At 29.3% G+C, this 25,375-nt stretch carries 20 protein-coding genes; 9 read left to right on the top strand and 11 right to left on the bottom strand.

The genetic code is table 11. The annotated features are described in order from the left end of the window. Positions 1-123: 123 nt before the first annotated feature. Positions 124-1,323 carry a leucine-rich repeat protein gene (locus NAB20_RS03650; protein WP_375605527.1) on the bottom strand — a complete coding sequence of 400 codons (1,200 nt, stop codon included), beginning with the start codon at positions 1,321-1,323 and terminating at the stop codon, positions 124-126. Between the two features lie 746 nt (positions 1,324-2,069). Between NAB20_RS03650 and rpiB the strand changes: the two genes are divergently transcribed. The 3 genes from rpiB (at position 2,070) to NAB20_RS03635 (ending at position 7,078) form a co-directional block, all read left to right on the top strand. Continuing rightward, positions 2,070-2,501, top strand: a complete 432-nt coding sequence (gene rpiB / locus NAB20_RS03645; protein ID WP_105195355.1) for a ribose 5-phosphate isomerase B — start codon at positions 2,070-2,072, stop codon at positions 2,499-2,501. A gap of 77 nt (positions 2,502-2,578) precedes the next feature. Next, positions 2,579-3,493, top strand: coding sequence for a cation diffusion facilitator family transporter (locus NAB20_RS03640; RefSeq protein WP_105195354.1), 915 nt, complete (start codon positions 2,579-2,581; stop codon positions 3,491-3,493). Between the two features lie 141 nt (positions 3,494-3,634). Next, a complete protein-coding gene (locus tag NAB20_RS03635) occupies positions 3,635-7,078 on the top strand; it encodes a pyruvate carboxylase (RefSeq protein WP_375605526.1) in 3,444 nt (1,147 codons plus the stop codon). 39 nt (positions 7,079-7,117) lie between these two features. Here NAB20_RS03635 and NAB20_RS03630 read toward each other — a convergent pair whose 3' ends face one another. Continuing rightward, positions 7,118-7,720, bottom strand: a complete 603-nt coding sequence (locus NAB20_RS03630; RefSeq protein WP_088392574.1) for a trimeric intracellular cation channel family protein — start codon at positions 7,718-7,720, stop codon at positions 7,118-7,120. Between the two features lie 92 nt (positions 7,721-7,812). On the opposite strand from NAB20_RS03630, the gene NAB20_RS03625 reads away from it, so the two are divergent. The 3 genes from NAB20_RS03625 (at position 7,813) to NAB20_RS03615 (ending at position 10,593) form a co-directional block, all read left to right on the top strand. Continuing rightward, positions 7,813-8,862, top strand: coding sequence for a hypothetical protein (locus NAB20_RS03625; protein WP_375605525.1), 1,050 nt, complete (start codon positions 7,813-7,815; stop codon positions 8,860-8,862). 86 nt (positions 8,863-8,948) lie between these two features. After that, positions 8,949-10,088, top strand: a complete 1,140-nt coding sequence (locus NAB20_RS03620) for an ATP-binding protein (protein WP_375605524.1) — start codon at positions 8,949-8,951, stop codon at positions 10,086-10,088. Positions 10,089-10,179: 91 nt separating this feature from the next. Further along, positions 10,180-10,593 (top strand): hypothetical protein, encoded by a 414-nt coding sequence (locus NAB20_RS03615; protein ID WP_375605523.1) that lies wholly within the window; start codon positions 10,180-10,182, stop codon positions 10,591-10,593. Between the two features lie 61 nt (positions 10,594-10,654). On the opposite strand, the gene NAB20_RS03610 is transcribed toward NAB20_RS03615, so the two are convergent. From NAB20_RS03610 to NAB20_RS03585, 6 genes are all read right to left on the bottom strand, one after another. Further along, on the bottom strand, positions 10,655-10,873 hold the full coding sequence (locus NAB20_RS03610) for a hypothetical protein (protein ID WP_375605522.1): 219 nt from the start codon (positions 10,871-10,873) through the stop codon (positions 10,655-10,657). 77 nt (positions 10,874-10,950) lie between these two features. Further along, positions 10,951-11,109 carry a hypothetical protein gene (locus tag NAB20_RS03605; RefSeq protein WP_375605521.1) on the bottom strand — a complete coding sequence of 53 codons (159 nt, stop codon included), beginning with the start codon at positions 11,107-11,109 and terminating at the stop codon, positions 10,951-10,953. Positions 11,110-11,175: 66 nt separating this feature from the next. After that, on the bottom strand, positions 11,176-12,384 hold the full coding sequence (locus tag NAB20_RS03600) for a PD-(D/E)XK nuclease family protein (protein WP_375605520.1): 1,209 nt from the start codon (positions 12,382-12,384) through the stop codon (positions 11,176-11,178). Between the two features lie 3 nt (positions 12,385-12,387). After that, on the bottom strand, positions 12,388-12,870 hold the full coding sequence (locus tag NAB20_RS03595) for a 3'-5' exonuclease (protein WP_375605519.1): 483 nt from the start codon (positions 12,868-12,870) through the stop codon (positions 12,388-12,390). 10 nt (positions 12,871-12,880) lie between these two features. After that, positions 12,881-13,765: a helix-turn-helix transcriptional regulator gene (locus NAB20_RS03590; RefSeq protein WP_375605518.1), complete on the bottom strand. Its 885-nt coding sequence runs from the start codon at positions 13,763-13,765 to the stop codon at positions 12,881-12,883. Between the two features lie 190 nt (positions 13,766-13,955). Then, entirely contained in the window at positions 13,956-14,252 is a 297-nt protein-coding gene (locus NAB20_RS03585; protein ID WP_375605517.1) for a DUF1294 domain-containing protein, read from the bottom strand. Between the two features lie 42 nt (positions 14,253-14,294). Between NAB20_RS03585 and NAB20_RS03580 the strand changes: the two genes are divergently transcribed. Next, positions 14,295-16,532, top strand: a complete 2,238-nt coding sequence (locus NAB20_RS03580) for a TonB-dependent receptor plug domain-containing protein (protein WP_375605516.1) — start codon at positions 14,295-14,297, stop codon at positions 16,530-16,532. Further along, positions 16,450-17,358 (top strand): DUF4249 domain-containing protein, encoded by a 909-nt coding sequence (locus NAB20_RS03575; protein ID WP_164849106.1) that lies wholly within the window; start codon positions 16,450-16,452, stop codon positions 17,356-17,358. Before NAB20_RS03580 ends, NAB20_RS03575 begins: the two co-directional genes overlap by 83 nt. Positions 17,359-17,395: 37 nt before the next feature. Here the strand turns inward: NAB20_RS03575 and NAB20_RS03570 are convergent, their stop codons facing one another. Continuing rightward, the gene (locus NAB20_RS03570) at positions 17,396-18,733 is read right to left on the bottom strand and encodes a hypothetical protein (RefSeq protein WP_127823392.1); all 1,338 of its coding nucleotides are present in this window, start codon (positions 18,731-18,733) and stop codon (positions 17,396-17,398) included. A gap of 155 nt (positions 18,734-18,888) precedes the next feature. Here NAB20_RS03570 and NAB20_RS03565 point away from each other — a divergent pair, with 155 nt between their 5' ends. Further along, positions 18,889-21,012, top strand: coding sequence for a Tex family protein (locus NAB20_RS03565; RefSeq protein WP_127823391.1), 2,124 nt, complete (start codon positions 18,889-18,891; stop codon positions 21,010-21,012). Positions 21,013-21,103: 91 nt separating this feature from the next. On the opposite strand, the gene NAB20_RS03560 is transcribed toward NAB20_RS03565, so the two are convergent. Then, positions 21,104-23,599 (bottom strand): T9SS type A sorting domain-containing protein, encoded by a 2,496-nt coding sequence (locus NAB20_RS03560; RefSeq protein ID WP_375605515.1) that lies wholly within the window; start codon positions 23,597-23,599, stop codon positions 21,104-21,106. 315 nt (positions 23,600-23,914) lie between these two features. Then, entirely contained in the window at positions 23,915-25,375 is a 1,461-nt protein-coding gene (locus tag NAB20_RS03555) for a hypothetical protein (protein ID WP_105196844.1), read from the bottom strand.

The raw sequence follows: 25,375 nt of genomic DNA, 5'->3' as shown, positions 1-25,375 counted from the left end.
ATGATGTGGAAAGTAAAAAAGTTTCTATAGTTGCACAAAATTTCATTTTTATTTTATTTTTATAACAAATAAAATAAAAAGTCAGCTGGTAAGCTGACTTTTAAAACATATTTATTTTTAGTTTTACTCCACAACAATTTGTTTTGAAGCTTTACCTTGAGTAGTAACTACCTCAGTAAAATAAGTTCCTTTTGTTAAGTCGTTAGTTGAAATAACAGTAGTATTTCCAGTTTTTACTACTTGCCCTAAAAGATTGTAAATAGTAACTTTTTCTAATTGTAAATTGTTTTCTATAGCAATATTTATAAAATCTTTAGCTGGAATAGGATAGATAGTGAAATTATCTTTTACAAAGCTATTAGAGGCTAAAGTACCATCGTTAATAGGATTAAAATCTTGCCATACAGGTGCAGCTTGATAAGCGGTTCTAGTACCTGAAGGAACATTTAAAGTACAAGCATTTTGATTAACATATTGAAAAACATTAGAATTAATGAAAAGTGGAGAAGCAATAGCACATTCTATACTAGTTAATTTTGTACAATTACTAAAAGCATAATCTTCGATACTCGTAATTGAACTTGGAATAGAAATAGATGTTAATCCGGAGCAACCTGAAAAAACTGAGCTATCAATCTTCGTTATTGAATTTGGAATGTTAACAGATTTCAATCCAGTACAATATGCAAAAGCATATGATACAATATTTGTTACCGAATTAGGAATGGTAATTGATGTTAATCCATAACAATTAAAGAAAGCAGAATCACCAATACTCGTTACTGAACTAGGAATGGTAATAGAAGTTAATTTTGTACAATTACTAAACGCATTATCTCCTATACTCTTTATCGAATTAGGAATGGTTACAGAAGTTAATTTTTGACAACCTGTAAATACAGATCCTGAAATGCTCGTTATTGAATTAGGAATGTTTACAGATGTTAAGTTTTCACAACCACCAAAGGCACCTCGACCAATACTTGTTACCGAATTAGGAATGGTTATAGAAGTTATTGCATTACAATTTCCCAAAGCAAATGCTCCAATATTTGTTACTAAATTGGGAATATTTATTGAAATTAACCTAGAGCAATTATAAAAAGCATAATCTCCTATACTTTTTACTTTATAACTTTGATTGTTATATGTTACTGTTGAAGGAATATTAGCAACCCCTTTAAAACCTGGATTATTACCAACTTCTGCATAAAAATTCATTGTATCTATAATTGTATAATATATACCGTTGTTTTGAAATGTTTGAGCAAACGATAATGTACTCAAACAAAGTAGAAGTAGTGTAATGTGTTTTTTTTTCATATATTATAATTTTTTTGTGCAAAGGTAGAGGATTAAACCCAGATTTTGCATTAGACTTCGTTGTGAAACAAAATTTTTCAATAAATTCAAGTGCTCACGGAAAATTTTAGAAGAAGAAATAGTGAACTATTTTGATGATTAAAATTTGAATACGTGCTTGAATTTGAAGAAAAATAAAGTGGAATAGATTTCTAATGCGTAATTCTATCTAACTTAGCTAAAATTATTCTATACGAGATAACATGGTGTTTCATCATTGATTGTCTCAAAGGACTTCCAAATGGAAGCCTTTTTACATTTCAGCCAAAATCTGGGAGGGGATAAATTCACCATTTTATACATAGGCTTCGCTCGCAAGTACAAGTTAGCTCTCATTTGTCAAAGAACAATACTTTCTTGAAATCTGGGTTAAATGATAGATATAAATGCATAACGAGTTTATGTTTAAATGAGCCATTATTTTTACTTCATATCATTTTTTTATCTAAAAAGTTTGTTGATATTTTTTATTTAAATTAGAAAATTTCAATATAATAGGTTTGTTTAAAAAATAAATTATGACACTTTTGGACGGAAAGAAACTTTCAATTATAACCTTTTATATATTTTAATTACTAGACTTTTATTGATTTTAGATTTTTGCTAGTCTATCATTTTTCATTATTAGAAATCGAATCCTGTTCGTGATTTTTAGATATAATCATAGATAATTCTGTACTTTTGTAGGACAACACAAAATTTTAATTATGATTATTTCAATTGGAAACGACCACGCAGGTCCTGATTATAAAAATGCTATTGTACAATATTTAGAAAACAACGGCCATACGGTAATCAATCATGGCACAGACGCTTTTGATAGTGTGGATTATCCTGATTTTGGACATCCAGTTGCTTATGATGTGGAAAGTAAAAAAGCTGATTTTGGTATTGTAATTTGTGGAAGTGGTAACGGAATTGCTATGACGGCTAATAAACACCAAGATATTCGTTGTGCTTTATGTTGGACTGTAGAAATTGCAGAATTGGCGCGTCAACATAACGATGCGAATGTGATTAGTATTCCAGCACGTTACACTTCAATTCCTCAAGCAGTTGCTATGGTGGAAGCCTTTTTAGATACACCATTTGAAGGAGGAAGACACGCTAATAGAGTAAAGAAGATAGCTTGTAAGTAATTTTTTAATAATAATTCTTTTAATGTCATTTCTTCTAAATGGAGAAGTGACTTTTTTTGTCAATAAAATTGTAATTTATGTCGAACTCCCACCGTGATGTCCACATTCATAAACACGAAGTAAAAGGTAAGAATTTAGTTTTTTCTATTTTCTTAAATATGTTAATTACTATTGCTCAAGCAATTGGAGGCTTGTTATCAGGAAGTTTAGCATTAATATCAGATGCGTTGCATAATTTTTCGGATGTATTGTCACTTGTTTTTAGTTTGGTGGCGCATAAATTATCCAGAAGAAAAGCATCGATAGACCAAACTTTTGGTTACAAACGTGCCGAGCTAATTTCGGCTTTTGTCAATGCGATGACTTTGTTAATTGTTGCCGTTATCTTAGGCTTTGAAGCTATCAAACGATTTTTTCATCCTGAGCCCATTCAATCTAATTTGGTAATTTGGTTAGCACTTTTAGGTATTGTTGCGAATGGACTTTCGGTACTTTTATTACAAAAAGATGCAGAACATAATTTGAATATGAAATCGGCTTATCTGCATTTGTTGACCGATATGATGGCGTCGGTTGCGGTTTTGGTTGGTGGCTTACTGATGAAATTCTATGGATGGTTTTGGGTAGATAGTGTAATGACTTTGTTAATATCTATCTATTTGATTTATGTGGGTATCGATTTATTAAAATCTTCTACTAAAATGTTGATGCTCTTTACACCAGAAGAAATAGATATTAAAACAATAGTAAGAGAAGTACATAAAATTCCAGGTGTAGGTAAGTTACATCATATACATGTATGGTATTTGAACGAAGAAGAATTGCATTTAGAAGCTCATTTAGATTGTGCAGAAGATATTAGAATGAGTGAATTTAACGATTTACTTCACCAAATAGAAAGTGTACTTTTTCAAAAATTTGGGATAAATCACATTAATATCCAACCCGAATATAAAAAAGAAGACCCTAAGGAGTTTATTGTACAAGATTAATTAGATATTGTATTACTACCATATAATTTATTTGTTATGAGTATATTGATTGGTTAGAAGAAATGTTATTTTAATATTTTTTATTATGCACGCATAATAAAAAATTATATATTTACGTTTTAACTACAACAATATAACAAAATGAAAATTACAACTATTACGAAGCTACTAGTAGCTAATCGTGGAGAAATTGCTATTCGTGTATTTAGAGCAGCAACCGAATTAAAAATTAGCACCGTAGCCGTTTATACTTTTGAAGACCGTTATTCATTACACCGCTACAAAGCCGACCAAAGTTTTCAAATAGGCGACGAATCAGAGCCTTTAAAACCTTACCTAGACATTGAAGAAATTATCAAAATTGCCAAAGAAAATCAAGTAGATGCAATACATCCTGGTTATGGCTTTTTATCTGAAAATGTAGATTTTGCCAGACGTTGTCAAGAAGAAGGAATCATTTTTGTAGGGCCAAGGGTAGAAGCAATGCTACAATTAGGTGATAAGGTAGCGGCAAAAAAAGTTGCGAGAGCAATAGGAGTACCTTTAATTCAGGATTCTAAAAAAGATTTAGTAACTATTGAAAATGCATTACACGAAGCACAAGCTATAGGTTATCCAGTAATGCTAAAAGCGGCTGCTGGAGGTGGTGGTCGTGGAATGCGTGTGGTTCACGATGCAGAGAAAATGCAAATGGCATTTGTTAATGCTAAAAGTGAAGCACAAAAAGCTTTTGGTGATGATACGATGTTTATTGAAAAATTTGTTGAAAACCCTAAACATATCGAAGTTCAAATTTTAGGTGACAATTATGGAAATATTGTGCATTTGTATGAAAGAGATTGTTCCGTACAAAGACGATTTCAAAAAGTTATAGAAGTTGCCCCTTCTATTTTAAAACCTGAAACAAAAGAGAAATTATTTGATTATGCTACTAGAATTGCTAAACACGTAAATTACAGCAATGCTGGGACTGTTGAGTTTTTGGTTGATAAAGAAGAGAATATTTATTTTATTGAAGTTAACCCAAGAATTCAAGTAGAACATACTATTACAGAAGAAATTACAGGTATAGATATAGTACGTTCTCAAATTATTATAGCGGCTGGACACCCTTTAACCCATAGTCAAATTTTTATCCACAAACAAGAAGATATAAAATGTAATGGTTGGGCAATACAATGCCGAATTACTACCGAAGATCCAGAAAATGATTTTAAACCAGATTACGGAACTATTATTGCTTATCGTAATGCGGGGGGGTATGGAATTCGTTTAGATGAAGGAAGTTGTTATCCTGGAGTAAAAGTTTCGCCTTTTTTCGATTCAATGTTAGTCAAAGTTTCTTCAAGTGGAAGAACTTTAAAAGGCGCTTCAGATAGATTACGTCGTACTTTAGAAGAGTTTAGAATAAGGGGTGTAAAAACAAATATTCCGTTTCTTATAAATGTAATGTCTAATGAAACGTTTAGAAACGGAGAAACTACGGTAAACTTTATTCAGGATAATCCTAGTTTATTGATTCCTAGATATGGTTATTCAAAAGATAGAGGAACAAAGCTGTTAAAATATTTAGCAGAATTAAGAGTAAATGGCCATCCTGATGTGAAATATGTTGATAAAACGAAAGTTTTTAGAAAACCCATTGTACCAAAAGTTGATTCTGTTGAATATCCTAAAGGAACCAAAGATTTATTAAATGAATTAGGTAGAGATAGGTTCATACAATATATCAAAAACGAAAAGAAAATATTTTATACTGATACTACATTGCGTGATGCGCATCAATCGTTATTAGCTACACGTTTGCGTAATAATGATATTATGAAAGTTGCCGAAGGTATAGGTAAAAATTTCCCTGAATTGTTTTCGCTAGAAGTTTGGGGAGGAGCTACCTTTGATGTTACGATGCGTTTTCTTCACGAAGATCCTTGGGAACGTTTACGTATGATTCGCAAAGCAGTGCCAAATGTTTTACTCCAAATGCTTTTTAGAGGAAGTAATGCCGTAGGTTATGCTGCTTACCCTGATAATGTAATTGAGCAATTTATTATAAAAAGTGCCGAAAACGGAATTGACGTATTCCGAATTTTCGATTCATTAAACTGGATTGAAGGCATGACTCATAGTATAAAAGTGGTTCGCGAAAAAACCAATTCAATTGCCGAAGCTTGTATTTGTTATACAGGTGATATTTTAAATCCAAACCGATCTAAATTTAATCTGCAATATTATGTTGATCTTGCTATTGCTTTAGAAAAAGCAGGTGCACATATGTTAGCTATTAAAGATATGGCAGGTTTATTAAAGCCTTATGCGGCTGAGGTTTTGATAAAGGAATTAAAGAAACATATTTCCATTCCTATTCATTTACATACGCACGACACCTCTTCTATACAATCAACAACGTACTTAAAAGCTATTGAAGCAGGAGTCGATGTGGTTGATGTGGCATTAGCTTCTATGAGCGGACTAACTTCGCAACCTAACTTTAATTCGGTAGTAGCTATGCTTCAAGGAACGGAACGAGAATGTCCTATCGATTTAAAAAAATTAAATGAGTATTCTAATTATTTTGAAGTGGTTAGAGAATATTATTATCCTTTTGAAAGCGAGTTAAAAGCGGGTACTGCTGAGGTTTATGATCACGAAATTCCTGGCGGACAGTATTCTAACTTATTACCTCAAGCGCGTGGTTTAGGATTAGAAGAAAAATTCGAAACTATAAAAAATAATTATGTGGTCGTAAATGAATTATTTGGCGATATTGTAAAAGTAACCCCTTCTTCTAAAGTAGTAGGTGATATGGCTTTGTTTATGACATCTAATAATCTAACAGCAAAAGATGTTATGGAAAAAGGAGAAACCTTAGCTTTTCCTGAATCTGTAAAGCAATTATTTAGGGGAGAATTAGGTCAACCGTTTGGTGGTTTTCCTAAAGAACTTCAGAAATTGATTTTAAAAAATGAAGTGCCATTTACTAATAAACCAAATGCGCATTTGCAACCAATTGATTTTGAAATAGAATTAAAAAAACTTAGAGAAAAATTTGACGATACACTTACAACCGAAGATTTATTGTCATATATAATGTTCCCTAAAGTTTTTGAAGATTTTTATAAATTCCGACAATATTTTGGTTTGGTAGAAACATTACCTACACCACAATTTTATTATCCGCTTCAATCTAATGAAGAAGTTTTAGTAAATTTAGACTTAGGAAAAAATCTTCTAATTAAGTTCAGTTATATGGGTGAACCTAATGAAGAAGGTTTTAGAGAAGTGTTCTTTAAAATTAATGGGCAAACTAGAAATATACTTGTAAAAGATAATGCAATACAATCAACTAAAGTTTCAAATGTAAAAATAGCTGGAAGCCATGATATAGGAGCACCTTTACAAGGCAAACTAGTAAAAATTTTAGTTAGCGAAAATGAAGAAGTCCAAAAAGATACACCGTTATTTATTATTGAAGCAATGAAAATGGAAACCACAATTTGTGCTCCACAAAAAGGAATAGTCCAAAAAGTTATACTGAAAGAAAATTCTATGGTAGAGCAAGATGATTGTGTACTTCAAATGAAGTAATTTTTTTCAAGGGCTATTTTTATTTGAATAGCCCTTTTATTAAATTATTGGCAATTGTAATTTTCTTCTAATCGCATAAATACGAATCGAAGCGGTAATTAGGACACTTAAAATCATATTGGTTTCTGATTGAATTTTATAATTTACCATAATTAAATAAAAACCGCCTCCAATAATACATGCGGTAGCATATAATTGACCAGGTTTTAACAAGGCAGGAACTTTGTTACATAATACATCACTTAACAAACCACCAAAAGTTGCCGTAATAATTCCCATAATTAAAGCATAACCATCAGAAATGCCATTTCGTAAAGTTACTTGTATTCCGACTACTGTGAATAGTCCAATACCAAAAGCATCTATCCAAAAGATTAATTTTTTGATAAGACTTGAATTCAATTTGAAGAAAAAAGTGATAATTGTTGACCCCAATACAATGAAAATTGCTACGTTATCGTGTACCCAATTAACAGGTCGTACGCCAATTAGCAAATCGCGTAGTGTACCACCACCATACGCCATACAAAAAGCAAGTACTGATGCTCCAAAAATATCAAAACGTTTGGTTCTTGCTTTTAAAACACCTGTAACAGCAAATACAAAAACGCCTGTGTAACTAAAAATTTGTAGGGTATCCATAACTTTTTTCTGCAAAGATATAGACGAATTCTGTAATAAATAATAGTATATTTACTTATAACAATGTAGAAAAAAAATGTTATATTTTAATTATGTCTTCTGATAAACCTTTATTTAAAAAACAGTATTACCCCATCAATGAGGAATTGTATACTTATTTAGAAAAATACCGTCGTTTGACTAAAACGAATGTGTTTTACGACGACTTGCTCCGCTTTCAAGGTTCGATTGTGGTATATGATGCCAAAGGAAATGATTCTCTTTGGGTTCGTGTGTATTATAACGAACATGAAAAGGCTGAAATGGATTATAATTTAAAGAAGATTTATACTTTACTACATGCCGATGGTGATGAGAGTAAGATTCAGTTCTTGAATGTTGACCATATAGATTTCTGTACTTTCGGAAATTCAAAGCCTTTCCGTGTTAAAGTTCGTAACATTCTTAACGATAATTACACCCATTTTTATGTAAAAAAAGCCGACGCTTCGCGTATCTTCGGTTTAGAACTAGAAGATATCTTATCGCCCAATCGCATCAATTATTTGGTTTTTAAAGACACACTTATTGAAGAGCATATTGTTGGTATTCCAGGTGATATGTTTTTGCAACATCATCTTAAAAATTGTACGGAATCTGAAAAAGCACAGATAGCCAAAGAGTTTGTAAAATTCAATGAACGTTGTATGATAGGGTTGTTGGGTGATATGCGTTCGTATAATTTTGTGGTGATTCCTATTTATGATTACGACCATTTGGTTTTTAAAATCCGCGCTATCGATTTTGACCAACAATGTTATGAAGGCGATTTCAAATTGTATAAACCCCATTTATTCAAAGAGAATTTTTTATTCAGTCAATTGGTAAGTGATAAATTAGAAGCGAATTCAATAGAACAATATCAAAATGAAGAACGTTCGGTTATGGTTAAAAGAATGGTTGGTTCAGAAGAGCGTTTAAACGATTTATTGAAAGCCATGAAATCAATGGAGTTATCATCAAATGAAAAGCTTCAGCAACTTAAACAAGAAATTTACCAATTTACCCGTGACGTAAATTTCAAAAAAGCTCATTCCATGGGTGATGTTATCGCTTCAGCACTACATTTTATGAAGCGAAATTACCGTAATAAGACTTCGTGATTGACTGAATTTATATAAATTGCGTCAGTTCATTGACTGAATTTACATTTTTTATTACCTTTGTGTTGTAGAATAGAATAAAAGCTATGGCACATTATTATAAAAGAGCCGTTTTTGACGATATTGATTCGTTATTGCAACCTAATAAAGTACTTATTTTACTAGGAGCAAGACGTGTGGGCAAGACACAGCTAATTAATCAATATCTAAAAACAACCAAAGACAAGTTTTTACATTTGAATGGAGAAGATAGTGTTGATGCTCGTTTGTTAGAAGATAGAAGTGTAGCAAATTATCAAAGATTGCTACAAAATACCAGTTTGTTAGTCATAGATGAAGCGCAAAACGTGCCTGAAATTGGTTTGATATTAAAGTTAATTGTCGATTCCATTGACGGAATTAAGGTTTTAGCTACTAGTTCAAGTATGTTTGACTTGAGTAATCAGTTGGGTGAACCTTTGGTGGGGAGAAAAAATACGTTGTATTTATATCCATTTGCACAACTGGAATTAGCTAATTATGAAAACTACAAACAAACCACTGAAAAATTAGAATTACGTTTGGTTTATGGTGCCTATCCTGAATTAGAACATTTGGATATTACTTACGATAAGCAGAAGTATTTACGTGAAATGGTAAATTCATATTTATTGAAAGACATATTGACTTTTGATGGTATTAAGAATTCCAATAAAATTTACGATTTGTTGCGTTTGATAGCTTTTCAAATTGGTAAAGAAGTTTCGCTACAAGAACTGGGTAATCAACTTCAGATGTCAAAAAATACAGTAGAACGGTACCTAGATTTATTAACCAAAGTATTCATACTTTTCAAAGTAGAAGGTTTTTCGAGAAATTTGCGTAAGGAGGTAACCAAAAGCAGTCGTTGGTATTTTTATGATAATGGGATTAGAAATGCTATTATTCAAAATTTTAATAGTTTTCAAAACCGCACTGATATAGATGATTTATGGGAAAACTATTTAGTTTCTGAACGTATGAAGAAACAGCATTATCATAAAATGCATAGAAACAATTATTTCTGGCGTACCTACGACCAACAAGAATTGGATTGGTTAGAAGAAAACGCTGATGATTTGGCTGGTTTTGAATTCAAATGGAATGAAAGTAAGAAAGCTAAGATTCCTACTGCTTTTGCCAAAGCCTATCCCGATGCGACTTTTGAAGTAGTGAATAGGAAAAACTATTTGGATTTTATATTGTAATCCTTCAACATTTTATAAAATATTGAAGTTTTTAAATATAAACGACGCATTACGTCTTTATCAATTTTCAAATTTGAAAAAAAATAAAGATATGGAATTATATTATCAAAGAATGGATACCAATTTGTTCATGGATTATTTGAGGTATGAAAATTATGCACAAGCATTAGCATATATGATAGACTATTGTTTATATGATAATTTAGAAGTTAAACCACATCCTCACTCTATTGAAATAAGTAACAGTGAAATCACAATTTTTATCATTCTATTTTCTGGTTTTGAAAAAGAAGAATATCCAAAATCGCTAATGCGGAAAAATGTACATTATGTACATTGGAATGGAATAATTCGCGATATGTGTGAGTTTGAATTTTTTAAAAAGCAAATAAAAATTATACCTTTAAAATCTTTGTGTTATACATCTTTGTGTTTGAAGGAAGATAATAGAGATTTAAGCGCTTTTTTATCTTTTTTGGAATTGAATCCATTGGCAGTTTCATAACAGTAATTTGTAAAAACCATTAAGTCTGTACAAAAGACTTAATGGTTTTTTTATGGCTCAATTATCTTTTTTGCCAACTTTTGCCAGCGTTTTTGGAGTAATACATCCCTTTTGTAGAAGTAGCTAAAAGTTCAGAGCCATTATCTACTAAGTCTAAAAACTGACCATAAGCGCTGTTAACATTTATTTGATGTTGCCAACTTCTACCGTCATTTTTTGAAAATTCAATAGAATTTTTAACAGTGTTAATTCTGATTAATAAGCCTTGATGCGATACCATTGTTCCCATGTTTTATTTATTTTAGTTAGTGCATCAAAAGTATCTTGTCAGGTGGTCAAAAGACGTCTCTTAAAAAACTATTTTTTAATTTTTTCTTGGTATTTTTCCCAAAATGAATTCTCACCTTTTTCGTTAGATTTCGGATTGGTTTTAGCTTCATCAATGATAATTTGTACTTTTTCAGTAAAGTTCTTTATGAACTCTGATGAGGTTTGTTGAGGGGTATCTTTTTTCATTGATTTTTATTTTGGAGGTTATTAAATATAAGATTGAACTAAGGTTACGAAATATATTGTAAAATATTACAAAGTTGTATTAACGATATCAACCATTTTTTTTAAATTTTCTTCAAAATCAGTAAGGAAGTCTCCAAATATAAGGTTTTGTTGAACTTCTAAATCAAGCCAATGTTCATATTTTGCAAAGCCTTTAAAACATAACCAGTGGCTTGATTTATAAGCTCCAAATGCTTGCTTGTATTTTTCTAATAATTGATTATTTAAGTTGTTATCGTTAGTTTTGGGATGAAATCCAAATATGAAATTATTATAGGTACCTGCTCCTCCATTATTAAACGAATATTGAATCTTTAAATCATTATTTAGTTTTAATTTTTCATTTGAAAAATTAAAACCTCCCCAATTTTGTTCTAAATTTATAAAGGGTTCTTCATTAATGTTTAGTATTAAACTATACTTTTCTTCCATTTCTTTTAAAAAGGGTACAAACTTTTCTTTTAAAAAAAACTTCAGAGGTTCATTTTTTATAGATAATAGTGTTTTAAAAGTTTCAAAATTCTTTTCATTGTTTATAATTAAGTTTAATAATTCGCTATTCATTTTATTATTATTTGATTGATTTGTTAATTGTTTTATAGTAACTAAATATTGGTTTAAAGTTTCTCGTATTATTGGCTTGTTTGTCATCTCTTTTATACTATTTTCAAGCCAATTAAATATCAATTTTGAATATGAAACACAAATGAAATCTTGAGTATCTTGTAAATCTTTTCTTGAATCATCACTAGGAGTTTTACCATCTAATGTTAGATATAAAATAGGTGCATTATTATCGTAATTATAGTATCTTTTTAATTGTTGAGGTTGATCTCCTGCCCAAATTTTATTTTCAATAATTATATTATTTTTACCATCATTTATAACTATATCTATCCTACCACCTTCTTCATTTTCGTAATTTACTTTGTCAATATGTTTTTCTACAATAACTGATGCGTTCATTGTGTTGAATTCTTTGATAATTTTTTGTTTATTTTTATTATCAAATGAATTTTCAATTTCCTTTAAAAATAATTTTAAAAAGATGTCTTTTTGACCATGTTTTCCTTTTGTATTTAATAAATGACCGAGTATTGCCGAATGACTTAGTTCATCTGAATATATTCCAAGTATATCAAAAACATTAAAGTTTTCTCCACTATATTCAGCTAAATCATCGTATTTATTTTTTATTGAATTAACACTATTTAGTAAGTTTTTAATTTCATTCATTTTTTAGTTATTTAGGTGATTTAAATATAATTCAGCGCAGGCTTTCGCATCGCTTAAAGCATCATGATGTTTAAGCTCTATTTTATGTTTTTTACATAATGTGGATAATTTTTCTCCGTAAATTTTATATGTATCCTGCATCACGTAATTAGGGTTTTCTATATTGTAAAAAGCTAAAGTTTTTTTTAAAACGGGAAAATCAAATGACTTTCCGTTATGTGCTACCACGACGTGATTAGTTATATAAGGTTCAATTTCATGCCAGATATCTTTAAATAAAGGTGCATTTAAAGTCATTTGTGGAGTAATGCCATGTATATCAATAAATCTACTCCAATAAAAATTATTAGGTGGTTGCACTAACAGATTAATCTCTTTTGTGTAAACCCCGTTTTCTACTCGTACTAGTCCTACTTGGCAGATTGATGCTGATTCTCCACTTGCTGTTTCAAAATCTATAGCCGTAAATGTATTTAGTTTTTTCATGTTTTTTTTATCAATTATTAAGGTTTTGATAATTCTCTAACATTTTTTGCACAATTTTTTTTATTTCATTTCTATAGCATTCAGGTTCTAAGACTTCTAAGTTATCACCAAAACGCAATAATTCCATTTTAAAATCATAGGTTGGATGTATAAAATATTCTACTATAAAAGTATTCTCTTTTATAGTTGTTATTTTTTGAGAATGATGTAATGGTAAGGATTCGAAGTATTTTTTTTGAGATAAGTTTACTTCTAACACTACTTTTTGAGCTGTTTCATAACATTCAATCCCAAAAGCATTTTCATAGGCATGTTTGACGTCTAAGTAGGGTGCTTTATGTATATTCTTTGTTATTACTAATGCTGAAATCCTGTCTAGACCAAAGTTTCTAAAGTCATTTTTTTCAAGGTCATATGCAATTAAATACCAGCGGTTTTGTGCTTCTTTGATGGCTATAGGTACACATTTTCTTTGCTTTATATCATTATTCCAATAGCTTTCATGTTGAAAAGTGATTATCAACTGGTTTTGAATAGCATGAATAATTCCATAAAATAGTTCACTACCTTTAGATTTTCGTTGTTCTAAAAAAATATATTTTGAAATTTCGGTATGCTGATTTAAAGCAGAAATGATATTAAATGATTCGGCAATTCTATCAAATTTTTCATCAAGTAACTCTTCATTTATTGTATAAGCATTTTGTTTTCTATCAAATTTGATTTCTATGCCCCACAAACTTTCAATGTCAACTTTATCTCTTTGAAATGTCTTTTTACTGATATAGATGTCTTTACTTCTTAGACTGCTATCAATTTCTTCAAAATTTAAAGGTCTTTTTCGTAATAAATCTACTATTATAGTGTAGCGACTGAGGTAATCTTTTTTTGCCATATTTGTTTATTTGAAAACAAATGTAGTATACCAAAGCGACAAAATATGGCGTTTTGATTTTAAAAACTGATTTTCATGCTATAGTTTTGTTTCTTTAGTCACTATTTTTTTAGGGAAAGGCATTGAAAACTTTTAAGGAAATGGTTTAAAAGAAAATAAGTGGATTAAAATTGTGTCTCAATTTACAATTTCATCGCAACAAAAAATAAACCCCAACTACATTAACAATAAAAACTACTGCAAATCGCCAAATAAAACTCATTTTTGACGTTTTGTGTTTGAATACAAACATCCCCAATAAACCACCAAAAGCTCCACCTATTAGTGACATGCCCAACAGATCTTTTTCGGGTATACGTCTTTTATCTTTAATAGCTAAGAACTTGTCAATACCGAATAAGAATAACGAAATGATATTTACTGCTAGTAGATAAGGTAGAAATATTTTCATTAAATCAATGATTTTAAAGATTTCAAAAGTAGTCATAATAGTTATATTTGTTAATTAAATTTTAAAATATTAAAACCGTTGAAAGCCATTTTTTTATACTCTACACTACTTTTAAATACATTTGCTTGGACTCAAAATACTTTTCAAATAAAAGGTGGTATAAAGGATATAAATAAGAGAGCAATTTCGGGATTAGTTACTTTTACTGTTAAAGATTTTAGTGAAACTATTGCAACGGATAGTTTGGGTAATTTCAATTTTAAAATAACGGGAGATAAACTATATCTTAAAGTAGAAGCAGAAGGTTATACAAATTATGAATCTGATTTTAAAATTACTAAGGATATATATATAAATATTATTTTAAAACAAAATCCAAAAATTAATGAAATTATAATTAATGAAGATAGAAGAAAAACATTATTTAAAAACGAAAAGAGTATTTTAAAACTGAATATACCTCAATTGAACGAGTTACCTTCTTTAACAGGTACTCTTGATGTTTCAAAAATGTTACAACTAACCCCTGGTGTTCAAAATTCTGGTGATGTTAATGGCTATTTATACATTAGAGGAGGTGATGCAGGACACTCTATTTTTAAATATAATGATGTACCGGTTTATGGTTCTACTCATCTTTTTGGAATATTTCCCTATTATAATTCGTTTCATTTAAGTGAATTAATTTATGATAAATCAAACTTAAATTCTGCCAATGGTAATACTTTAGGGGCTTATGTAAACACTAAGAGTAATATTTTAACTAATGATAAATTTAGTTTTCAAGCGAATTTAGGTTTACTAGCTTCACAGTTTAATATAAAATTACCATTTAAAAAGTCGATGTTTTCTTTATCATATCGAAAAACTTATATGGATGAGTTCTTTAAATTATTGGATATTAAAAATGATGTAAACTATGATTTTCAGGATGTTAATTTTTCTTCTTCACATAAAATAAATAATAAATCTAGTGTTATTTTTGATTTTATGACAAGTAAGGATAACTTGAAATATAATAGTCAAGAGTTATTTGCTGATATTAATTTAACTTGGAAAAACTATATTGGGACTACTCAGTTTAATTATAAAAAAAACGAGAAGCTTAAATTTTTTACAAACGCATATTTTTCTAAGAGTTTATCTATAATGAATATATTTCAGCATGATTTATCTATAAACATAAATGCTTCCATTGTTGATTTTGGCCTAAAAAACACGATTAATTATAATATTTATAAAATAAAATCTGAAGCAGGACTAAGTTATAATAATTATTCTATTTCTCCATATAATTTAAATTTGAGTAATTTTGGATTTATACCCAAAACAAAATATGCGGATACTAATTCTAACTTATTTTCAATTTTTCAAGATTTCAATTTTTTTATAGTAGATAATATACATATTAAATCAGGAGTTCGTTTCAATTATTTTAATCATTCTAATATAAATAAGTATTCTTTTGAACCCAAACTAGGTATTTATTTTAATGAAAAAGGCAGTACAAATTATTATATTACTTTAGCTCAAAAAACCCAACATTTGAGTTTAGTTACTACTTCTAGTATAGGAATTCCGACTGATTTTTGGATTGCATCTACCAATAATATACCTTTTCAAAAATCAAAAGAGGTCTCTTTTAGTATAAACCATCATTTTAATAAGAATGTTATTCTAAATTTTGATTTTTTTTATAATGAAATGAAGAATGTATTAATTTATCCATTAGCACTTTCTCAATTTAATGAAGCCTCTTCTATAGAAAAAGATATTTTTATAGGTAATGGTAAAGCTTATGGTTTGGAGCTTTTATTGAAGAAAGAAAATGGCAAATTTAAAGGATGGATGAGTTATACTTGGAGTAAATCATTACGAAATTTTCCTGATATAGATGGAGGAAGTAGTTTTTATGCTAAATATGATAGGAGACATAATTTGTCTACAACTTTAACATATAGTTTTACTCCAAAAATTATAGTAGGATTGACACAAATAGTAAGTTCGGGAAACCGATTTACTTCTTCAGATCAGATTTATTTCATAAACAATGTACCTGTAAAAGAATATAATCAATACAATAAAGCTCAACTTCCTTTTTATAATAGGACAGATCTTTCTTTTAATTTCTGGATTATTAAAAATGTACAAAAAGAAAGTAAGATTACCTTTAGTATTTATAACTTATTTAATGTCAAAAATCCAGTTTATCAATCTATCAATTTTGAAAAAAATGAAGAACAATTATCTATTACTAAAACAGATAAAGTATTTTATAAAATTATCCCCTCGATTAATTGGTATTTTAAATTTTAGTTTAAAAGTTACTGTAATTATGTTTTCTTTTTATTCTTGCCAAGAAGACACAAATAGTACAAAAGTTTCAGAGTCCAAATTAATCGTTGAAGGTTGGATTGAAGAAAATGGTGTGGCAAATGTAATTTTATCAAAAAGTATACCCACTAACACTAATTTTAACCAAAATAATATTGATAAATATTTTATAAGAGCAGCTAAAGTGACTGTTTCAGATGGGATAAATGCTGAAATATTGCATCTAAAAATGGTAAATGGTTATATTCCTCCTTTTATTTATACAGGAGAAAATATAATAGGTAAAAAAGGATTTACTTATACTTTAACGATAGAATTTAATGGAAAAGAATTAAGAGCTGAAACAACTATTCCTGAATCTGTATCGATAAAAGAATTAGCTATTGAAAAAATAGATGATTTTAAAAGAAAAATAGGAATAGCGTTTATAGATCCTGATAGCAAAAATTATTATCAAATAGCAACTAAAATAGTGGGAAAAGACTCATTATTTATCCCGACTCTATATGGTACAATTGATGACGAAACATTTACTACAAAAAATGTAAAGTTGAATTTACTAAAAGGCATTCAATTTTATCCAGTAGAAAATACCGAAACCTATTTTCCATCAGGTAAAATTGTAGAAGTAAAATTAAGAACATTAGAAAAAAAGAGTTATGAATTTTGGAACAGCTGGCAAAATGATATTTTAAATGGCCAAAATCCATTGTTTCCAGCCACTTTTAATCTAAAATCGAATATAAAAGGAGGCTTAGGAATTTGGGCTGGTTATGGTGCTGATACAAAGGTAATCAAAATGAAATAGTATAAAAAAAGCTGTCTTTGACAGCTTTTTTATTTATTTATTTATTTAAAAAAGTTATAAAATCTTCTATTTGATTTTTTAAAGAATCAAATCCAGTAGAAAAATACACATTCATTGCAACTACTGAATTATCATTAAATTTTATATAATACTTAACATCGTATCGTTCAATTTTTTGAAAAACGGTTCCCATACTAAATTCCCATGTTCCATTTCTCCAAACAAAAGGTATATTAGTTGAAGATACGAGTTCAGATTTTGCTACAATATCAGCAATTTTATTTTTATCCTTTTTAGAAACTAAAACCAATTTGCTATATTTATTATAAAGTTCAGCTTTTAAATCGCTTATTTTTTTGCTTCTGTCATTAAATTTTATATAATAATCAGATGAAAAATAATTAGGTTGAGGAATACTGCTTTCAGTTTTTTCAAGTTCTGTTGTAATAGATTCAATATCACCTGATCCTAAAATAGCAAAATTATCTAGAATAGTTATCAAAGTGTTAGCCTTACCATAATCTGTTGATGAAGAATTATGATTATTTAATAACTGATCAATGTTACCACTTGAATCAAAATTATAGCCTAAAATAGATTTACCATTATATGTTAATAAAGCACTAGCAACGGATGGAGAACTATTTCTATTGTTTTTGATTTCTAAAGCATAACCATCGTTTAATGTTAATTTTAAATTAGATATTGTGGGAATATGATTGTTGTTATTGTATGTATTTACAACACTAATATTTCCAGAATCAATACCTTTTATTTTAATTGTAGCATCAACAGTTAAAGGCAAATGAATTTTATCTAATACTTCATTCGATACTAAAACAGGAACCGCATATCCTACATTTGCATCATATACCCATTGATAACGCTTAGGAGTATCAATTATGTCAACTTTAATAGGTGAAGCTGTTGCGTTTAAAACTACTTCAGCGTCGTTGATAGTTCCTGAAATTTTAGAAGGATATCTAAAAGTTAAGTTATTATTTGAAACTGTTTTTTCCCATTTTTTAATAGCATTATTCCAAGTATATATACCAAAAACATCAGATACATTAAAAATATCACTTAAGCCATTATTATTTTTACCACCTACGATATCAATTCTATTAATTTCTAATAAATTATCTAAATTTTGAATGGCTTCTATAGCTGAAGATGTTTTAGTTTTATCAAATTCAGTAATCACTGATTTTGCTTCACTTTCTAGTTTTAATTTTTGCTGCTCAGGTGACAAAGAAGAATAAGGAGCGTTCAGTAAATTAATTGTTGACACAGGAGTTTCTTCAATTGCTTCTTCATTTTTTGAACAACTGAACAGAAACTGTAAGGTTATTAAACCTAAAAAAAATTTTTTCATATAATGTTTGTTTGATCATGCAAAAATAAATTTTTAAATAAAAAAAAAGTAAGAAAATACAGAATATTACATCTTAAATAAAAAATAATATCCTGATTTAAAATTTTACATTTTTTAATTTATATGGTATTTTAGCACTCTTATTTTTTTATGAAATGACAAACATTGACTTTATACTACAGAGAGTACAAACGGCCGCAAAAAATATTCAAAATACACTCGAACTACTTTCACAAGATTGTACGATTCCTTTTATTGCTCGTTATCGAAAAGATACTACTGGTAATCTGGATGAGGTGGTGATTGAGCAAATAGCCAAATTAAACAAGCAATACGATGAAATTGTAAAGCGTAAAGAAAGTGTTTTAAATTCGATTACAGAACAAAACGCATTAACTCCCGAATTAAAAAATAAAATGGAAGCCAGTTATGATCTTCAGGAAATAGAAGATTTATATCTGCCTTATAAGAAGAAAAAGAAAACGAAAGCTGATGTGGCTCGCGAAAAGGGATTGGAACCTTTCGCTAAAATAATTATGTCACAACGTAATGATGATGTCGATTTTCTAGCTAGTAAATATTTAAATGATCAAGTAGTCAATGAGGAAGAAGCCCTGCAAGGAGCTCGTGATATTATAGCCGAATGGATTAACGAAAATATTTTTATTCGTAAAAACCTACGCCGAATGTTTCAGCGTAAAGCCGAAGTTTCAACTAAAGTAGTGAAAGCAAAAAAAGACGAGGAAGAAGCGCAAAAGTACAATCAGTACTTTGAATGGGCAGAACCTATAAGCAAAGCTCCGTCGCATAGATTATTAGCAATGCTTCGTGCAGAAGCCGAAGGTTTTGTAAAATTGAATGTGGAAATAGAAAAAGAAGAGGCTATTCATTTTATTGAAGACAACATCATTAAAGGAAATAATAGCACGACTTCACATATTGAATTAGCTATCAAAGACTCGTACAAACGATTATTAGAACCTGCTATTTCTAACGAAACCTTACAAGAAGCTAAAGAAAAAGCCGATATTAAAGCAATTGATGTTTTCGCAGGGAATTTAAGTCAGTTGTTATTAGCACCACCATTAGGAGAAAAACGAATTTTAGCCATCGACCCCGGATTTAGAACGGGTTGTAAAGTGGTTTGTTTGGACGAAAAAGGAGATTTACTGTATAATGAAACTATTTTTCCGCACGCACCTCAAAATGAAACCACGATGGCGATGAAAAAAATAAAATCAATGGTCAATGCCTATAATATCGAAGCTATTTCGATAGGCAACGGTACCGCGAGTCGTGAAACCGAATTTTTCATCAAGAAAATTGCCTTTGACAAGCCTGTTCAAGTATTTGTCGTTTCAGAAGCAGGAGCTTCCGTATATTCAGCATCAAAAATTGCAAGAGAAGAATTTGCAAACTACGATGTTACCGTTCGTGGTGCCGTTTCTATAGGACGCCGTTTGTCTGACCCTTTAGCCGAATTGGTGAAAATTGATCCAAAATCCATAGGAGTAGGGCAGTACCAACACGATGTAGACCAAACCAAGTTAAAAGAGGAATTGGATACCACGGTAGTACGTTGCGTAAATTCGGTGGGGATTAATATCAACACAGCAAGTAAATCGTTATTGAGTTATGTTTCTGGAATTGGTGAAAAAATGGCAGAAAACATTGTCAATTACCGTTCAGAAAATGGTGCGTTTGAAGAACGAAGCCAACTCAAGAAAGTCCCTCGTTTAGGAGATAAAGCGTTCCAACAAGCAGCCGCTTTTATCCGAATTAAAGACGGGAAAAACCCATTAGATAATTCGGCGGTACACCCAGAATCGTATAAAATGGTTGAAAAAATGGCCAAAGATTTAGGAATCAAAGTAGCCGAATTAATTGGAAACAAAGAAAAGATAGACAAAATAAAACCAGAAAATTATATCTCTGAAAGCGTTGGTATTTTAGGTATCAAAGATATTTTAAAGGAATTAGTAAAACCAGGACTAGACCCACGCAAAGCGGCAAAAGTTTTTGAATTTGACCCGAATGTAAAAACCATCGCCGATGTTCGCAGCGGAATGATTCTGCCTGGTATAGTGAATAACATCACGGCATTTGGTTGCTTTGTTGACATTGGAATTAAAGAAAGCGGACTTGTACATATTTCCCAACTCAAAGAAGGCTATGTAAGTGATGTAAACGAAGTAGTAAAATTACATCAACACGTACAAGTAAAAGTCGTTGAGGTGGATGAAGCTAGGAAAAGAATTCAGTTAACGATGATTTTGTAAAACATTAAAAAAAATCCCAAATTCCATAGTCATACTGAGCTTGTCGAAGTGTCTTGGAATTTGGGATTTTAATTATTAGGATTTTTAAAGTTTATTGTTTAATAAACTTTTTAGTTATTTCTTCTTTATCCGTTTTGATTTTAATTATATACAATCCTGCTGGTAATTCATGAACATTTATAGTTGTATTTATATCTTCATGTATGATCTTACCTTCTAAATTTAGTATTTGGATAGAAGAGATAAAATAGTTATTATCTAAACTAATGTTTAAAATATCATTAGTTGGATTTGGAAAAATAGAAGCATGGGTACGACTTATTTCAAAAGTATTATTTTCGGCTTCTTTGGCAACAGTAATTTTAGGTAAACTAGAGTTATTATATAAACTTATTAAGTAAGCGGTATCCGTAGAGTTGTTATAGTTATTGAAATGACCTGAGACTAAAATTTTTCCGTTACGAAGAGGGGTAATAGATAAGACAGAATTATTAAAACCATTTTCTGTAATGAATGTACTGTCTTTAGTTCCATTAGGATTTAAACGGATAATATAATTTTCTTGATTTTCGTTAAAACTCGTAAAAGACCCTCCAACAATAATTTTTCCATCTGTTTGTATTAGCATAGTAGAAGGTGAACTGTTAAAACCAGTTCCAATGTTAAATGTTGTGTCTCGAGTACCATTTGTATTTAATCTCACGAAATAATTTGCAGAGGAATTGTTAAAATTGGAGAAGTAACCACTAATTAAAATTTTATCATCAGCTTGTAAAGTAATATTGTTTACAGCAGCATCAAAGCCAGTACCAGTATTAAATAACGTATCTTTAACCCCATCTGCTTTTAATCGAATTATATTTTTTTCAGTTTCACCATTATATGAATTAAATTCACCTCCAACAATTAAATTTCCATTCGTTTCTAAAGCCATTGTTAATACATCTGTATCAAAACCAGTACCTGTGTTAAATGTAGTATCAATACTACCATTGGAATTTAGTTTAATAATTCGGTTAGCAGTAACTTCATTATATTGTGTAAATTCACCTCCTACAAATATTTTTCCATCAGGTTGTAAAAGAATAGTATTAATATTTCCATCAAATCCAGTTCCTGTATTAAACGTTATATCCTTAGTTCCATTAGAGTTTAAACGAATAATATGATTTTCTGTAACTCCTTTGTAAGTACTAAAAGAGCCTGCAACAATTAATTTTCCATCTGGTTGAACTACAATTACTGATACATTTTTATCAAATCCATTTCCTATATTGAAAGATGTGTCTTTAGATCCATTAGGATTTAGACGGATAATATAGTTTGATAAATTGTTTTTATAACGTGTAAAATGACCACCCAAAACTATTTTTCGATCCTTTTGTTCTACTGCGGCTAGTACGGTCTTGTCAAAACCTATATTAGGGTTAAAGTTTAAATCAAATGTTCCATTTGTATTTATTGAAACTATATTATTAGCTGAATATCCTTGATTATAAATAGAGAAATATCCTCCAGCTATAATTTTTCCACATGGAAGAAGTGAAAGACAAATAAGGCTTCTTTTACAACTCCCCGTGCTAAAATTGTTGTCTTTTTTCCCATCAGGATTTAAACGAATTATATTTGTTTCTATGGGGCCAACATGTACATAAGGTTTTCCTATTACAGCTATTACAATTTTTCCATCATTTTGAATTGCTAATGATCGTATAGCACCATCAAACACTACATCTGTATTAAAAGTCGCATCTTTTGATCCATCATTAGTTAATCGAATTAAATATTTTTGAGAAACACCATTAAAATTTTTAAAATTGCCTCCAACAATAATTTTCCCATCGGTTTGTATAGCAATAGAGTTAATTGTACTATCAAAACCACTACCATTATGAAAACTATTATCTTTTGTACCATTTGTATTGATACGTATAAAATTATTTACGTTCTGACCTTTGTATGTTGAAAATAAACCTGTAACTAAAATTTTTCCATCAGCTTGAAGTGCCATATCAGTCACTAAATTATTAAATCCCGTATCTGTTATAAATGAAGTATCGCTAGAACCATTACCATTTAACCTAGCTATTTTATTTTGAATGGATCCATTATAATTGTTAAAATTGCCTCCAACAATAATTTTCCCATTGGGTTGTACAAGTACTTTAGTTACACTAGCATCAAATCCAGTTCCAATTATAAAACTATTATCTTTAGTTCCATTACTATTTAGTCGTATAATTTTATTTTGACTTGCTCCATTATAAGTGGTAAAATGTCCGCCTATAAGTATTTTTCGATCAGGTTGTACAGCAATACAAGTTATATCATCGTTAAGAAGTATTGTTGTAGAAAAAGACTTGTCTATCGTACCATTACCATTTAATCGTACTATTTTTTTGACTGGTTGTCCAGCATATTTATGAAAAGTACCCGCTACAAGTATTTTTCCATCAGGTTGTACAGTAATAGTACTTACTGTACCATCAAATCCATTTGTTGAACCAAATTTTTGTGCAATTTGTCCAGGATTTTGCGCATTACCAATAAGTGTAAAGAACATTAAAAGATATAAATATGTTTTCATAAGTTGTATTTAAATTTCTAAATTAGATAAATAAGCCTATAAAAACAAGTAAAATATAAATATCTGTAAATAAGGTAAATAATGTAAAAATTAAGCGTTTTAATTGATGAATATAAAATCTTTATTTCTGATTTTGGATGAGACTTTTGGATGAGGATAAAAGGAATAAAGAATACAAAATATAAAGAAATTGGTTCTTCAGTTTTGGCTTTATTTAATAAAGAGACACAGTACTAAAAAAAGAATGCTTTTTTGTATGACAAATAATTTCGTGTAAATAAAAAAATCGCTCCTAAGAACGATTTTTTTATTTATTTAAATTTCTGATTTTTTTAAGTAATTTCTTCTAAATATTTTATAGAAAATAATATTTAAGGCTAGGTAGACGAATAGTATAGAGAATGTTATCAATATATTTTGTTCTTGATAAGGCATATTTAAAATTCCTACAAAAAGTACTATGTTTAAAAAAATAACTTGTAAATAACTTTTACTAAAAGGTAGTATATTATATTTTGTATACACATAGTATGTTTTAAAAATATTATATAAAACAATAGAAGTAGTAGAACTGATAGCAACACCTAACAGACCTAATTGTGTAAATTTTAAAAAGTAAATAACCATAGTTAAATTTAGTAATAACAAAATAGCTACAATAAATAAATTAAATTTAAAGTATTTAGAATAAGCAATAATTTCGCTATTAAAACCTGTAGCTACATTACTAAAAGCGCCTAAGCATAAAATCCAAACAATAGTTTCTATATTTAAAAACTGATTTTGTGGATCTAAGGTATTTTTTATATAAGGTAAACTTATAAGAATAACACCTATAAATATTAAAGAATAGAAGGAAGCATGATAAGTAGAACTTTTATATAATTTACTTAGTAAATAAATTTTCTTTTTTAAAAGTAATTTCGAAATGGCAACACCATAAATAGCATTTATACCTGTAGTATGCATAAAAATGATGGAGGTTAATGTTGTTAAAATAGAATATAAACCATTTTCACTCATCGATAAGTAGCTGGGAACTATAATACTATCAATTCTGTTTATCAATAGCAACGCAAAAGAACCTAAAAAGCTAAAAAAACAATATTCAAAAAATTCTCTTATACTCACCTTCTCAAATAAGAAATAGTATTTGAGAGAAAAATTAGTATTACTTTCTTTGGTTACATAAAAGTGCATAATGAACGTTAATACAGCATAACAAATAACATAAAATAAAAGAAGTTCATTATTTGGAATTACCTTTATATAATTTAAATAAAATAAGACAGGTAAAAATAAACGAGGGGCAACTTTTTCTAAAATTATAACAAAACTTACCCGATTATATATGATAGATACACTTTTGGTTAAATCTATCAGGGCTAAAATTAAACCCAGTATAAGACCAAATTCATAATAGACGGCATTATTAAAAGGTTTCAGTTTATTTGTTATAATAAAACCTATGAAAAAAATGAAAAAAATTCCAATTGATATTAATAAGGAAGTTCCATGTAATTTAGGAACATGAAACTTCTCAAAATAAGGTGTAAATTTTACTAAACTTTGTGCTAATCCAAAAAGAAAAAATGGAAAAACAAAATAACCGATAGTTTCTACGTATTTAATTTCACCTAATACACTTAGAGATTTAGGAAATAAGAAAAAACCAGCGATTATACTTAGGAATAAGCCTAAATAATTTGCAGTAGAATACCAGTAGAGTTTTATTTTTCTACTGTTGTTAAGGATTTTTGGGGCTAAAAAACGCAT

The organism is Flavobacterium davisii, from assembly GCF_042182265.1.
Taxonomy (GTDB): domain Bacteria; phylum Bacteroidota; class Bacteroidia; order Flavobacteriales; family Flavobacteriaceae; genus Flavobacterium; species Flavobacterium davisii.
Note: the sequence above shows the minus strand (reverse complement) of the source record. Positions and strands in the feature narration are given on the sequence as shown.